This window comes from Sphingobacterium sp. InxBP1, from assembly GCF_026191775.1.
Taxonomy (GTDB): Bacteria; Bacteroidota; Bacteroidia; order Sphingobacteriales; family Sphingobacteriaceae; genus Sphingobacterium; species Sphingobacterium thalpophilum.
Window position 1 is genome coordinate 1 of the sequence record NZ_JAINDX010000031.1, and the last position, 15764, is coordinate 15764.

Genomic DNA, 15764 nt, shown 5'->3' on the forward strand with positions numbered 1-15764 from the left:
GGTGCTATACTATGATGACTATGGTAGGGTGATCCAGACTGCTTCAAAGAACCATCTTGGAGGAACGGATTATGTGACCAATACCTATAACTTTGCGGGAGATCTGCTGACCAGTACACGTGTACATACGCCGGTGACGGGGGCTGCAACAAAAATCGTAACGACCAATGATTATGACCATGTGGGTAGGTTGGTCTCAACAAAAGAAAAGATCGGATCACAAGCGGAAGTAATCTTAACTTCCCATAGCTACAATGAGATCGGTCAGCTGAAGACCCGTTATATGGGTAAGGCTGGAACAGAACCTGGTTATGTGGATACGACGAGCTATACCTATAATGAGCGTGGCTGGACCAAGCGGATTGCTTCCAGTAATTTTACCCAGTCACAGATGTACCAGGACGGTGGAGCAGTGCGGCAGTACAACGGTAATATTGCACAGGTCATGTGGCGTTTTACCCCTACGGGGGCTACCAGTACTTTTGAATATGGCTACGATAAATTGAACCGCTTGATCAGCGGAACCAATGGGCAGACCGGATCAGCAAGCATCGCAGAGGTGATCAGCTATGATGATATGGGCAATATCAAGACGCTGAAGCGCGATGCACAGCTGGTGACGACATATACGTATGACGGGAATAAGCTGACGGGTCTGTCGGGAGGCCTGACCGGATCATATACCTATGATGCGAACGGTAATGCAAAGACAGACCGTCTGGGGATAGTCTTTACGTACAATCACCTGAACCTGCCACAGACGGCAAAGAAGAGCGGCACGGATGTAGCGTTCTTGTATGATGCCACGGGCAGAAAGCTACAGAAGGTCTCGAAGATAGGTACAGGGACCAGTATAGTGACGACGACCCGGGATTATGTAGACGGTATTGAATACAATAATGGCACGATAGATATCATCCACAATCCGGTGGGCTATGCGCAGCTGAATGGGACAAGTTATGTCTACCATTACAACCTGACGGATCATTTAGGCAATGTGCGTACGACGTTGAAGCGTCGTACAGGTAGCACGACTGCGGTAGATGTGGTACAGCGTGACAATTATTATCCATTTGGCAAGCGTAAGGTTGTACTGGGTGGAAATAATAAGTACCTTTATAACGGGAAGGAGATCCAGGGCGAGCTTGGGGATCAGTATGATTACGGGGCAAGGTTCTACGATGCGGAGATAGGAAGGTGGAATGTAGTGGATCCACTGGCTGAGAAATTTCTAGATTTCACACCATATAGTTATGTTATGAATAACCCTATGGCTTTTATTGATCCAACTGGAATGGCTGCCGAATACAATTGGAGTACTGGCAAGTATATGGATAATGGTCGCGAGGTAGATTTTGCAGAAGCAATGGCAAGTCATGGGATGAATGTTGATGGTAGTACAAAAAATGATGATCCACCGATAAATCTTTATCCGAAAGCCGATAAAACTAATGGTAGCGTTGTAGCAAAAAATAGATCTTATAAAGAAGGTGATGGAATATTTGAACTATTTGGACATGGAAATTTTCAGGGGTTATTATACGAGGATGAAAAAGGTGTGCAGCACAAGGCGAAAACAGCAGCCTCAGTAAGTAAAATGTTAATGGAAAAAAGCCCTAGATGGAAAGAGGCTATGCAAAAAGGTGAAAAAATAGTCTTAATAATGTATGCATGTAATACAGCTACCTACGAGATGAAAGATGACAAAGGGAAAATCTGGACAGGACATAAACCAATAGCCCAATTAATGTCTGAATCTAAATTGTTTAAAAATGTAACAATTATAGCTGCTGACGGATATGCTATTTTTGGAAATATCAAAGGGAAATCTCAATTTTTTGGGATAGCCAATGATAAAGGAAATGGAGGATTTGTTACATATCAAAATGGGGTTATTACAGCGAAACAACAACAATCATATATCGCTCCCGGGGTTACTAGGAATTTACCTAAAGAAAAAGTTGAATGAAATTAGTGCTACTTGTTTTTTTGAGTTTAATCATGATTACAGGATGTAATCATACGTCTGTTAAACAAAATAAATTATCAGATGCTCAGTATATTTCGGATGAAATTTTGTCTAAACAACAAGTCGATTCCTTATGGCGTATGGCTATAAATGATGGGGATTTTACTGCATATAACAAAATATCAAACTATTACCTACAGAGATTAAAGAATTACGAACTATACTATTATGCACTGATTATGGCAAATAAACATCAATGTCCGGAAGCATATGAGCAGTTGTATTTTATTTTAACATCACCTGCGATTGTCGATGGAGTTAATATGGTTAGTAATGACAGCTTAACGAGAAATCAAGCAATGTTTTATTTACTTAAAGCATATGAGTTAGGGTCAAAGGATGCTCAATACAGCATCCAGGATCTCTTTGGAGATAGCATTCCACCTACAAAATCTGATATTTATCTCAAAAAAATTGAGGAGAATTATAGAAGACTGGAAAAGAAGCAATAGACAGTCAATACGATTACGGAGCTAGGTTCTACGATGCTGAGATAGGCAGATGGATTGTTTTGGATCCGCTGGCGGAGAAACACAGGAGATGGTCGCCTTATAATTACGCTATAGACAACCCATTACGATTTATTGATCCGGATGGTAGAGATATTATTATATATTATAAGGGGGTGAATGGTGCAGGACGTGAAGTAGATAAAAGTTGGACTTTTAATGGTAAAAAATGGAAATGACGCTCCAAGTAATTCTTTTGTTCAAGCTTTTTTATTAGCATATGAATATAACAAAAATAACGGGGGAGGTGATAATATTACAAAAGCCGCATTTGATAATTCTACTAGATTTAAACTTTCTGAATATTTTGATTCGCAAGCCGTAGGTACTGATGTTTATTGGCAATCATGGCAGGCGTTGAAGACTGAAACTAATAAAGGGGAAGAAATAACTTTATCTCCCGCAACAATATTAGAACATGAATTTGATCACGCTGTTAATAATAGCAAAATGAGTAAAGAAGGGAAAAAAGCTCCTAAGGTGCTCGACAATCAATACGATAATACAGAGGAAAAGCGAGTAATACAAGGGTCCGAAAAGAAAACTGGAAATCTAAATGGTGAAATACCTAAAGATCAATATAGAAAAGATCATAGAACAGAAACATTTATAAATGTAAGTTCTCCAATTTTAAATAGTCCAAAGTATCCTTTTAAAGTTTATAATCCTTATTATGAAAAAAATCAAAATTGAAAGATTTATAATATTATTTATTCTCATTTGGATGCTCTTAAGTAATTGTGCAAATACTGGTGTAAAATCAATCGGATACCCTTCAAATAAGATTAAGGTGCTCTTTGATAAGGGCTTAATTCATGATGATAAATTTGACTACAAAAAGTTTATGTCCAATATAACTAATCCTTCCTATGATGTCGTAAACTATCTAAACTCAATAAGATTGGATAGTACAAAGTGGCATGTTTTACATGGTAAATTAATGATAGAAATGAATAAAGAGGGGGATGAAGCTCTAAACAAAAGTGGATGGTATGACTATGGGGACTGTAAAATCTATATTTTAATAGAAAATATAGGTATGATATTGATAAATAATACCAATGATATTTTTTCGTTTCGAGATAACAAAGTTATTAAACATAAAAATCATGAATTTGCAAATAATATACGTGATATTATTAATTACTATGATTATTTCGACAAAAAAAACTGTAATTGATTTGAGTGGAGGAACAGAAGCTTTGAAAAAGAATAAATTTTCCTACAAAGGAACAATGAGGGAAAAACCATTTCTCTATCATGGGGTTGAAATTGTGACTTCGGCGAAATATTGATCCAGTATGGATATGGAGCAAGGCTCTATGATGCTGAGATCGGCAGATGGAATGTGGTGGATCCAATGTCGGAGATTTTTGAGGATGTGTCTCCATACAACTATGGGATGAACAATCCGATCCTGATGATAGATCTGACAGGGATGGCTGCAGATTCAGTTGCAGGGCCTCCGCATTCAAAAATACCGATTGAAATTCGTGGAAAAAGGCTTCGTTAATGATATTCCCATTCCATCGCCGGAATGGCGGTCCTTTAGCCGTTAGGAGTAGGAGAAGGCAGGCCTGCTAAGGGAACGTTGGATCAAAGTAATAAAAAATTGACCAATCAAGAGTCGCTATTAACTAGAATACATATTAAAGATTAACTTGTAAACTATGAAAATCATTCACACAATTTTAACATTGACGCTGAACCTGGGCATAAGCCAAATGCTAATGGCGCAGACCAATATTTTTCCAGCAAATGGATCGGTCGGTATCGGTACCACCTCACCTCTGGTGAAATTAGAGGTCAGGGGAGGAAACTTCCTGGTCAAAAATCTGCGGAATGAAACGGGTGAATCTGTTCCTATGATCAGTCAATCATTGGGTTTTGGAGATTATACTGATTTTGGAACATCGATTAATACAGTGACAGAAAATTCAGGTAATAATTCATACGGGCTGCAATTTTTGACGAAAGAAAGCTACCTGACCAAATTGGAAGAAAAGATGCGTATCACTGCCAAAGGAAATGTTGGGATCGGTACTTCAAGTCCGAACGCAAAACTAGCTGTCAACGGCAATATTGTAGCAAATGAAATTAAGGTAAAGACCGATATCACAGTACCGGATTATGTTTTTGAGAAGGATTACAGGTTACCATCTTTAGATGAAATTGAACAATATATTAAAGCAAATAAGCATCTTCCAGAAATTCCGTCTGCCGGGCGGATTGCAGCTGATGGACTTGATATTGCGCAAATGAATTTACTGCTGCTGAAAAAAATAGAGGAAATGACTTTACACTTAATCGAACAGCAGAAACAGATCAAAGAATTGCAATCCAAAGTGGCTACAAATTCTAAAGACTACTGAGATACTGATTAATATATAGACCTAAAAGTCCTAGACAGGCGTAGGGAAGCTGTTTGATGGAAGGGAAGTAAATGTTAGAAATGGAAGTAGTACAGTTGACAATGACCCAACTTTGGAGATAAAAAAATCAGATGGCTCCACAATAAAATTTAGATATGAAAAGTAATAATATATTAAGAAAATGGTATCCTGTTGAAAAGATTGATGGAGCTCTTTATTTGATAAATCTATTATATGATCAAGAGAATGGCCTTCAGATAAGTTTTGAGATAGAGAAATTTGAATCTAAACTTGTTGTCGATTTTGGGTTTCATGCACTTTATTATCAAAGCCAAAACGAAAACAGTTCTTTAAAAATGATTGATGATTACGATTAATCAGTGTTTTAACGTCGAAAGAACCAAAAGTGTATTTAGAATCTCAGAATATAATATCAGTCAATCTGTATAATAAGAATTAACGATGTTACTCTTTTCAGGCTGCTGTTTGCCTCAGTTGATTATGAATCAACAATACCATACGGCCGATCCTTCTACATCGTGGTAGCGGAAACATTGCATAACATCGAAGTCGGGACTCTCCAAATTACAGGATTTGAAAGATAATTTGTATGAATACAAAAAAAATGAGAATGTTCTTAATAGGCACACTTGCTATTGACGTAGTCTATAATATATATTTTTATAGGGAAGACGTTAAAATGGAGAGTAGCGTTGCCGGGAGCTTTCTGGTTGAAGAGCAATATTGTCGAAGTTCAAAAGGAAGCTCATCAATCAATGTCAAATATAAAGGCAAGCTATATTCTGTTAGAATGGCAAATGAAGAATGCTTAAAATATCCTGTTGGTTCTCATATCAATTTAGTATATAACGAAGCGCATGATTTTTTTTATAAGAAGGATAGGCTAGCGACGGCAAAGCTCAGGGTGTTTTTTTTCTTATTTCTTTTGCTTATTTCGGTTATACCATGGGGAAGATTTTTGGAAAAAAATGCACTTTGTAAGTCCTAGGAAGGCAGTTTAAATGATGGAATACTAAAGCAGGTATTTTCAAAAAAATAAGTGCAATAGAGTCTATTTTTTCACATTTGGGCTGGAATGATTATTCCGACGTGTCATCGTGTTAAGGAGTAAGATTATAAGCTATAAATAAAACAGCAACGCTCAATCTGATAAAGATTGGGCGTTGTTGTTTTATTTTAGTATCGCCTGAATCTTGCTCTTAGCGAGGAATTTTTGGGTCTACCAATTTACGACGATAGAAGACTGTACCAGCTACATGCTTAAATTATACGAAATCGCATATATCGCTGATCTTAAATTTTTACTGAAAAACTTGCTGAAATATTTGAACGATTGGTTAACTTTATAACCAATAGCCTTAGCGAAATTTTTTAACCATATTGTATATGAACAGAAAAGTATTGTCGCAGATCGTCTTTGTGCTACTGACGGTTTGTTACACAAGCCAGATCAATGCCCAGACCGCCACATTCATTAAAAGTTTGAATGTCAATGCTACTACCAAAGTTGAACTGACAGATGCCAGTAGCCAGCCTCTCAAGGTAGGTGGCCTTTACCGTGTGAAATTGTCTATTATCTCTACAGGGACTCGTACAGGAGCTGAATACCTGGCATGGTACGATTCTCCGGCGAGCGCGTGGAAAATAAGAATGGTCTCTGCCGCGGGGCAAAATTCTAATCATCCCTTGCTTATCGTCGAAGATAATATTGTTAAAGTGTATACCAATCACGCCAATATATATGCCGTCCGGGCGTTTGTGGAATTTTATGATACCGGCAATGGCAATGTGGTGCCCGATCTATTCGGAGCATCGTTTCATTGGCAGCGCAGTTCGTCCAATCTTTTTTATACTGATGGCGCTGTCGATATCGGTACCGAAACACCACGGGACAAGCTGTCCGTGAACGGAAGGATCCGCGCGCAGGAGGTCAAGGTGGAAACTGCCAACTGGCCTGATTATGTGTTTCATGATAACTACGACCTAAAGAGCTTGGATTCTTTACGGACATTTATCACGCAGAATGGGCATCTTCCTGAAGTGCCCAGCGCAAAAACGGTTGAAAGCGAAGGGGTGGATCTGGGAGAGATGAACAAACTCCTGTTAAAGAAAATAGAGGAGCTGACATTGTATCTGCTTCAAAAAGATGAGGAAATTTCCGAAATCAGACGACAGCTTAATCAGAGAAAGGATTAAACGGCCACCGTATGGATGTGGCAGCCGTTGAAAGGTACTAAATCATCAATCGTATTGTGGACAGAAGAATGAAACCTAGAGTATTTTATGACTATAAAGATTAAAGTAATTGCAAGTTATTTTTGCAGCATGCTGTCTATCTTATCAGCTACTGCAGTTGCACAGACGAATAGTTTTCCGGCAAGCGGGAATGTTGGAATCGGAACGACCGCTCCGGAGAAAAAACTGGACGTTATCGGGTCAGTTAAGGGAAATGAATTTAGTTTTCCAGCTGTGCCATATAATTTTAGCAGTGCGCCGAGGACACAGCTGGGGGCAGCAAGCATCAAGCTGTTTGACGATTATAGCACTTACCGTCCGGGCGGTACCAGCCCCGGAAATAATAGTTATGGCACCCTGCTGGCAATTTATGGACGGGTATCACATTGGCAGACGGATCTGTATTTTGGGGCCAGCGATAAGCGGATGTATTTTCGGACCAGTGCCTGGAGCGGTGGTGCAAGCGAAAACGGCACCGGCCAGTTCAACAACTGGCGTACGGTGCTAGATTCGCATAGCGATGTAAAATCAACGGGCAAGCTGTTCTTATCAGGCTCCGGCAATCACGTGATTTCAAACGGCAACTTGGGAATTGGCACTGAAAATCCGCAGGCCAAACTTGCTGTCAACGGAAATATACTTGCAAAAGAAATTAAGATCAAGACCGATATTTCAGTTCCGGATTACGTTTTTGACCCTGATTACAAGCTAAATTCCCTTGCCGAAATCAGTGCCTACATTAAGACGCACAAGCACCTTCCCGAAATTCCATCTGCAAAAGAAATAAACAGAGAAGGTTTAGATCTGGCTGAGATGAATCTCCTGCTGTTAAAGAAGGTCGAAGAACTTACTTTACATGCCATTGAAAATGAAAAGAAACGTAATGAGCTGGAAGAGAAAGTATCAAGGCTGGAAAAATTGCTTTCACAGTAGCGTTGGTTAATATAAGATTTAGTTATCGTTATTTTTTTGCGGTTCTAAGCAAGCAAAGATGATATATTCGAAAGGTAGTATTGATTTTTCGATAAAAGCTTTTTATTTTTGGATGTATAAACGATCAAGAGAATTAACTGCCATAATATTAACTTAATTTTCGTGTATTTTTTATGACGATCAGATATTTAATCAGCCTTCTGTGCATGCTGGCTTTCCTCAGGGTGGATGCCCAGCATTTTCTTGAAAAATCTTTCAGTGTCAAGTTTACCGAGGGTGCAGCAGATCAGGTATCTTACCTGCAGTTTCCGGCCGGAGTGCGGATGTGGGGAACGATCGAGGTGCAGCTGACCGGGGGCTACAATAATCAGCTCAACCGGGGGGTACTGGCCAAGCGGATCGATATTGTATACAACGGTACTTCCACTAGCTATCTCAGTCAGGAAAGTGAGATTACACAGAGCTCCGAGCCTCTTGCATCTTACTGGGCAATCGGCGATTTTGACCAGAACAATTCCCGCATACCGATCTACCACCTCAACAACCGCGGCAATGAGCTGAGTGTGAAGGTAAAGATACAGCTTATACAGGCGGCGTCAGTGACCAGCCTGGCTTCTGGCCTTTCGATTTCTGACCCTGTGGCAGGGGATGGGGGGCAGGTCCGTCAATACCGGCACTTTAGTGATGCGCGTGTAGGGATCGGTACCAAAAGTCCCGAGCATAAGCTGGATATCGTAGGTACAGCCCGTGCACACAGTATCCTGGTGAATACGCAGAAAACAGCGGATTTTGTATTTGCCCCCTCATACCAGCTCCCGGGGCTGGATTCTTTGCAGTCCTTCATCAGTGAAAACCGCCATCTGCCGGGTATCCCCAGTGCTGCACAGATGGAGAAGGAGGGGATCAATGTGGGCGACTTGCAGATAGACCTATTACAAAAGATAGAAGAGCTTACGCTGTATATTATTGAGCAGGATAAATTGAACAGACGGCAGCAGCAGATGATCGATACATTAACCAAAGAACTGAAAAAATCGCGCCCATGAAACGCTTTATCTTAAAAATTACACTGCTTTGCAGCTTACTGCTGCAGCTTATGAACGCAATGGCCCAAGTTACCACAGTATCTGGAGATTATGTTCATAAGATCATAAATTCATCCACCAATGCCACCTATACAAAATCGTTGATCCTGCTGCACGAGATCTATGATAATACCTTGCTTGCCGATAATTACCTCATAGGAACCCTGGCTGCAAGAAGGGGCGGCACAGGGGCGTTGAACAGGTTGAATGTAACAACCATCAATAGTTCGTCTTCTTACAATACGACATATGCCAATCTGGTCTCCAATGATGAAGGAACATATAGCTGGCGTCTGAAGACCTGCCGTTATAACGGTAAGAAATATCTTGCGGTGGATGTACCCTATTCCGGCGCTCAGCATGCCAACGGTTTTCAGTTTGTTGGCTGGGTTAAATCTTCGGGAGTGAGTCTTGAATTTGTTCCTTACGATAAGAATGGAGTCGCTCAAAATACCGATATATTGACGGAAATCGCTGACTATTCTGCAAACAGGCAAGTTTCCAATTATGTGTCTAGATTCAATGTCTTCGGGAAAATGGGGATCGGTACCGCGAATCCGCAGGCTGATTTAGCCGTGAATGGTAATATTTTGGCCAAGGAGGTTAAGATCAAGACCGATATATCAGTTCCGGACTACGTTTTCGAACCCGATTATGAGCTACAGAGTCTGGAGTATATCGCAGATTACGTCAGGACCCATAAGCATCTTCCGGAGATCCCTTCAGCCAAAGAGATTGAAACGACCGGGTTAGATGTTGCTGAGATGAATCTGATGCTTTTGAAGAAAGTTGAAGAGCTGACGCTGCATGCTATCGGACAGAATAAAACAAGTGCGCAGCTGCGAGATTTGATAAAGGAACAGAGCATTCAGATACAACAGTTGAGAAACAAAGTCGATCATCTAAAAAAGTAAAAACGAAAAATTGGCAGATTTTGAAGGTTTCGATGTTTAATTCCAGCTGATACATTGACGTTCGTTTTGACTTAATGTTTATTCAAGAAAAGTAGCCTACACAGCAATGAACTTTCATCACTAAGGGTTCCTCGTATTTCACTAAAAACAAAATAGGTGATATTTTCGAAATTGATGTGTTGCGATTAACCGTGCGATTCTTGGTCAAGTAAATACTAACGAGAAGTAATCGACTCCGTATATTTTTTATCGTCCTTAATTCATTTTAATTATTTTTATGAAATCAAAATATTTAGCTTTAATACTCATAACCCTATTTATTTCCGTTGTGTACTCCCAGGAAACCAATCCTGTCCCTTTACAACCCCAAGCTGCTGAACTTTATAGGTATAGCTCAAATCAGGTATCTCCATTAACTGGTGTTCCAAATATCAAAATTCCATTGTTTTCAGATAAAAGGTGTACAGACATAAATCTTGCCCTAAGCTATAACGCTTCCGGAATTAAAGTGAATCAAGTAAGCACATGGGTTGGACTTGGGTGGTCTCTATTTGGGTCAGGCGCTATATCTCGTACTGTTCGAGGATTGCCTGATGAGACGCCTGATTATGGCTACATTGATAATCCAATGACCGCCGTGGACATCGCCACATCAAACTCCTATGATGTTTTGAAGCGTTATGCGGAAAATGAAAAGGATTGTCTTCCTGATTATTTTAATTTGTCCTTATCTGGAAGAAGCGTCACTTTTATTTACCGGAAAAGTAAGGCGAGATTTGAAGCATTAACTCAAGATCCTATTAAAATAGAATGGGAAAATTCAAGTATAAGGACAAAAGCGACTTTTAAAATCACAGACGAGTTTGGTAAACAATACTTTTTCGCTCAAACAGATGCTGTTTTTGATGATGCAAATCCTATTGGAACCCCTATTTCTTTGAGAAGCTATAATCAAAGCTGGCACTTGACAACAATAATTTCGGCTAATAAGGCCGATACCACCAATTTTAAGTATGAAAGACATACCTCCAAAGGTTATCTTAAAGATTTTACCGAATATAGAACTTATGCAGACAATAACTTCTATTTGGGAGGAAACAATGTAACATATAACGCTTCATTTGTGAATGCCGGAGTTAAAGAAAGCACTGTTTTGTTGGATTATAACGAATCATTATTGAGTGAAATACAGTATAAAGACAATCGCGTTTTGTTTTACGCTAAAACTCAGCGCAAAGACTTTGGTAAGCAGCTTGACAGTGTTATAGTATTGAACGGTAATAAAAGGCTATTTAAATATGAATTTCAGTATGGCTATTTTGAGGCTAATTCGGCTCCCGCTTTTCCATCTGAATATCGGTTGAAACTGGTCGCTGTTAAGAAAGTATCTGTTGTGAACCCTTCCGACCAAGAAACGCATACCTTTGAATATGACGAAAGTGTGAGATTGCCCTCCAGTGATTCTAAATTTCAGGATTACTGGGGATACTATAATGGATCAAATACACATAGCCTTTTACCGAAAATTAAACCAATGCATCCTTCCCTAAGCGCACATCAAAGTACCGATATAGGTTTTGCTGACCGAAAAGTGTCAGCTAACCATGCAAAGGCTGGCTTATTAAAAAAAATATTTTTTCCAACCGGAGGGTATGTTGAATATTCGTTTGAGAGCAATAAATACCTGTCCGATTTTACAAGATCCGCCGAAATATCAATTATGGAACCGTTTAGATTAACAGCTACTTCCATGTTGGCTCCTGTACAGTACAGAAAACAGTTTACTATTCCTCCAAACCTAGATAATAATGGTTTAGGTCGTCTTTTGATTACAATGAGTGCGCACAAGGGGGCTGGGCCATTTAATCTTGAAGACGTTCAGTATATAAACATAAGGAATGTCACCCAAAATCGAAATATAGCTACTTACACTCACACTACCGATTTCTATAATGTAAAGAATATTGATGTTCCTTTGTATCTGAATGCAGGAGATGTGTATGAGGTATTTGCAAGTGTAATGAGTGAACCTTCGGTGTCTCAGCCGGTTTATTTAACAGCTAGTCTTACCGCTAGTGTTAAGCAGACTGGCCGAGAAGAACGTGACGGAGGAGGACTGAGAATTAAGAACATTTTTTCCTATGATCAAAATAATGAATTGTTACAGTCTGAAAACTATACATACCCTTTAGGGAACTTTTTGCGTGGGGACAGGGACTTTGAAAATAACTATATTGAAAAGACAGAGTTTGTTACTGACCCAGTATGCGCCGCAAAAACGGCATTATGCTTTAATTGTTGGGTCAATACAAAGACCATCACTTATTATGCATCAAGTAGTCTTCCAATGATCAACCTAGAAGGCGCAACAATCCTTTACAATTCTGTTACAAACACGATTTGCGATAAACTGGGAAATCCGTCAAGTAAGATTGTGCTGTCTCGAAGTTATCAACCATTAGGACACAATTCTTTTTATAATCCGACGGTTCCGGGAATGCGGGAATATGTTTCTGATTTAATTTTGACAGCGCAAGCTCCTTCTGAATATCATTATTCCTACGATTCTCTAAGTAGAGATTTCGATCTTGTCAAAGCTAAGATTGAGAAATATGAAACTAATTATGAGGGCAATGAACCAGTAACCTTCGTTTTTAGAAGAAATTTTTACAATCATTCGATTTGTACTACTACTGGAACTGTGTTTGACCCCGCAGATTTCAGTCACATCCAATATAATCTGCATTTTGGACAGTTCAAGCTAGCTTCGACTACTATAAAAGAATATCATAAAGGCCAAGAAATAATTAGTAACACAATTAAGTACTTTAGTGACAATCCTATACATGGTCAGAACACTAGAATAGAGCACATATCAAGTACTAATGATAAAGAGACGGAATACATCACTTTTCCTGATGATTATAGTGATGGAGTAGGTTTCCTTGATCAAATGAAAAAAAAACAGTCACATCTTATTGCATATCCAATTGAACGCGTGAAAGTACGCGAGATTTCAGGTGTACAATACGTAACACAAGGAGAAATTAATACTTATAAAGCTGGAACTAAGCTTTGTAGAGATAAACATTATATCTTAGAATTAGAAAAATCTGTTGCTATGAAGGATTATAAGTTTAGCAATCGTGTGAAAGGAATTGTATCTCCTAACGGTATTGCTTCGGCTTTTCAGCCAGATGTTCGCTATGAGAAGAAGGTTGAATACTTAAGTTACGATCCTTTTAATAATTTACAGGAGCTTTTGGAAAATGGAAATATGAAGACTGTCTATCTCTGGGGCTACAGCGGGCAGTATCCTATCGCCGAGATCAAAAATGCGACTTATGTTGAGGTAGAGAGTGTGCTGACTAAAGCAGCCATCGACAACCTGAATGTTGCAACACATTCAGAATCTACAATGGAAACCCTGATCAAAGGTGCAGCGGACAAACTGCGGGCCGGCCTTCCGAATGGTATGGTTACCAGCTATACGTACAAGCCACTTGTCGGCATGACCAGCAAGACAGATGCCCGGGGAATAACAGAGTATTATAAGTATGACGGTATGCAGCGCCTGCAGGCCATCCTTGACCATCTGAACCAAGTGAACAAAGCGTTTGACTATCACTACCGTCCCAATTAAGCCAGACCTGTTATGAAAAAGAACTTATTGACGATATTATGCTTAGCTGCCGTGGCATGTGTCCAAGGGCAGACGCTTGTTGACAATCTAACGCTAAACAGTTACAGCAACCAGACCAGCATCCAGGCCTTAAAGAGTGTGACACTGACCAATGGTTTTTATATTCCTGCACCTGCTGCAGGGAAGAGTGTTACGATCAGCATTGCGGGGTTCCAGACCCTTGTGAGCAGGCCAAGTGCAGATCAGAACTATATCCTGACGCGGACGTTCCGAAGCCCGGGTGTGACGCTGTCCACGCTGAATGCCCAGCGCACGATCGGGGACGAGAACCAGACGGTCCAGTATTTTGACGGGCTGGGACGGCCGAGCCAGACAGTGCAGCTAATGGCGAGCCCAAGCTACAAAGATATCGTGCAGCATATCGAATATGACGGGTTTGGTAGGGAAAGTACCAAATTCCTGCCACACGTAAAGAATCAGGCCGGAGACGGATCGTTCAAGCCTACAGCGAGATCTGACCAGCAGGCTTATTATGCGACCACGAACACCTGGGATCCTGCGGTGGTAAAAACCGCGAGTCCGTACTCGGTTACGGTGTTTGAGAACAGCCCGCTGAACCGTGTTAAGGAGCAGGGTGCACCGGGAGTGCCGTGGCAGCCCACCGCCGACCGGAATACGGTTGCTGCCGGTGCCAATGCCGGCCGTACGGTAGCCACGGATTACGGTACCAACATGGCCAATGAAGTTCGCCTTTGGACGGTAAACAGCACGGGAACGGGAGCCACGGCCACGTTCTATACTGCCGGCAAGCTGTACAAGACGGTGCTTCGGGACGAGAACTGGATCAATACGGCAGCAGCTGGTGCGGCTCCGTCGAAAACCGGCAGCGTCGAGGAGTTCAAGGACTTTGAAGGCCGTGTGGTGCTCAAGCGGGTGTGGGAGACGGAGTCCAAAGCACTGAATACGTATTATGTGTACGATGATTTTGGCGACCTCCGGTATGTGATCCCACCGGGTTTTCCGGCTACGGCGACGACATTGACGGAAGCTGCGACGGGCGATTTTCATGAACTGGTGTATGCCTATAAATATGATGGACGTAGGAGACTGATCGAGAAAAAGATCCCCGGCAAGGGCTGGGAATACCTGGTGTACAACAGGAATGACCAGGTTGTGCTGAGCCAGGATGCCGTGCAACGTGCCGCAAAGAAGTGGAGTTATACGAAGTACGATGCCTTTGGGCGCGTAGCCTCCACAGGTATCTATACCAATACCGTTCAGACGACACGTACGGATGTGCAGACACTAGTTGATGGTGTGACCCCGCAATGGGACAGCCGTGTGGGTACGACGGCCTATACGGATGTTTCCTTTCCTGCTACAGGTACAACGAAAGTAGAGCTGACGGTCAATTATTACGATGACTATAAGTTCAAGGCCGCTACGGTACTGCCAGCCACGGCAGGCATCGACAGTACGTGGATGGTGAAGGGGCTGCTGACCGGTACGCGGATCAGTAAGGACGATGGTACTGCGCCGCGCTTATCGGTCAACTATTACGATAAATACGGACGTGTGATAGAATCTGTTTCTGACAACCATCTGGATGGAGTTGACCGGATCACGAATAGCTACAACTTTTCTGGTCAGCTTGAGAGGAGTAAACGTCAGCACCGGATCGGTGGATCGACGTCTGTAACCACGATCCTGACGACGAATGTCTACGACCATGTTGGGCGGCTTGTTGAAACCAAGAAGAAGGTGAACAGCCAGGCTGAGGTACTGCAGAGCAGGCTGGCCTACAATGAGATCGGCCAGCTGAAGACGAAATCACTGCACAGTGAGAACGGCGGGGGCAATTTTATGACGAGCATCGCCTATGCATATAACGAGCGTGGCTGGCAGACCAAGGCAAGCTCAGCCCAGTTTACGAGCCAGCTGAACTATAATGTGAACGGGACCGCGGTGCTGGCCGGTGCGCAGTATAATGGTAATATTGCGCAGCAGCTGTGGGGTCATGGGT

General features: G+C 41.4%; 15 protein-coding genes. All 15 read left to right on the forward strand.

What is annotated here, in order from left to right:
- Window positions 1–1969 (forward strand): RHS repeat domain-containing protein (locus K7A41_RS00515; RefSeq protein ID WP_265712145.1); only part of this gene is annotated, 1969 nt, incomplete at its 5' end.
- On the forward strand, window positions 1966–2481 hold the full coding sequence (locus K7A41_RS00520) for a hypothetical protein (protein WP_265712146.1): 516 nt from the start codon (window positions 1966–1968) through the stop codon (window positions 2479–2481). The genes K7A41_RS00515 and K7A41_RS00520, both read left to right, overlap by 4 nt.
- Window positions 2478–2717 carry an RHS repeat-associated core domain-containing protein gene (locus K7A41_RS00525; RefSeq protein WP_265712159.1) on the forward strand — a complete coding sequence of 80 codons (240 nt, stop codon included), beginning with the start codon at window positions 2478–2480 and terminating at the stop codon, window positions 2715–2717. Before K7A41_RS00520 ends, K7A41_RS00525 begins: the two co-directional genes overlap by 4 nt.
- Window positions 2698–3231: a hypothetical protein gene (locus K7A41_RS00530; protein ID WP_265712147.1), complete on the forward strand. Its 534-nt coding sequence runs from the start codon at window positions 2698–2700 to the stop codon at window positions 3229–3231. Before K7A41_RS00525 ends, K7A41_RS00530 begins: the two co-directional genes overlap by 20 nt.
- Window positions 3212–3718: a hypothetical protein gene (locus K7A41_RS00535; RefSeq protein WP_265712148.1), complete on the forward strand. Its 507-nt coding sequence runs from the start codon at window positions 3212–3214 to the stop codon at window positions 3716–3718. Before K7A41_RS00530 ends, K7A41_RS00535 begins: the two co-directional genes overlap by 20 nt.
- A 111-nt stretch (window positions 3719–3829) precedes the next feature.
- On the forward strand, window positions 3830–4051 hold the full coding sequence (locus tag K7A41_RS00540) for an RHS repeat domain-containing protein (RefSeq protein ID WP_265712149.1): 222 nt from the start codon (window positions 3830–3832) through the stop codon (window positions 4049–4051).
- A 157-nt stretch (window positions 4052–4208) separates the two neighbouring features.
- On the forward strand, window positions 4209–4910 hold the full coding sequence (locus K7A41_RS00545) for a hypothetical protein (RefSeq protein WP_265712150.1): 702 nt from the start codon (window positions 4209–4211) through the stop codon (window positions 4908–4910).
- A 155-nt stretch (window positions 4911–5065) separates the two neighbouring features.
- The gene (locus tag K7A41_RS00550; RefSeq protein ID WP_265712151.1) at window positions 5066–5287 is read left to right on the forward strand and encodes a hypothetical protein; all 222 of its coding nucleotides are present in this window, start codon (window positions 5066–5068) and stop codon (window positions 5285–5287) included.
- A gap of 233 nt (window positions 5288–5520) precedes the next feature.
- Window positions 5521–5919 (forward strand): hypothetical protein, encoded by a 399-nt coding sequence (locus K7A41_RS00555; protein WP_265712152.1) that lies wholly within the window; start codon window positions 5521–5523, stop codon window positions 5917–5919.
- Between the two features lie 398 nt (window positions 5920–6317).
- Entirely contained in the window at window positions 6318–7127 is an 810-nt protein-coding gene (locus K7A41_RS00560) for a hypothetical protein (RefSeq protein ID WP_265712153.1), read from the forward strand.
- Window positions 7128–7214: 87 nt separating this feature from the next.
- Window positions 7215–8099, forward strand: coding sequence for a hypothetical protein (locus K7A41_RS00565; RefSeq protein WP_265712154.1), 885 nt, complete (start codon window positions 7215–7217; stop codon window positions 8097–8099).
- Between the two features lie 173 nt (window positions 8100–8272).
- Window positions 8273–9145 (forward strand): hypothetical protein, encoded by an 873-nt coding sequence (locus K7A41_RS00570; protein WP_265712155.1) that lies wholly within the window; start codon window positions 8273–8275, stop codon window positions 9143–9145.
- Window positions 9142–10098: a hypothetical protein gene (locus K7A41_RS00575; RefSeq protein ID WP_265712156.1), complete on the forward strand. Its 957-nt coding sequence runs from the start codon at window positions 9142–9144 to the stop codon at window positions 10096–10098. The genes K7A41_RS00570 and K7A41_RS00575 overlap by 4 nt, the downstream gene beginning before the upstream one ends.
- Before the next feature lie 277 nt (window positions 10099–10375).
- On the forward strand, window positions 10376–13741 hold the full coding sequence (locus tag K7A41_RS00580; RefSeq protein ID WP_265712157.1) for a hypothetical protein: 3366 nt from the start codon (window positions 10376–10378) through the stop codon (window positions 13739–13741).
- 12 nt (window positions 13742–13753) lie between these two features.
- The coding region (locus K7A41_RS00585; protein WP_265712158.1) for a DUF6443 domain-containing protein at window positions 13754–15764 on the forward strand (2011 nt) is incomplete at its 3' end.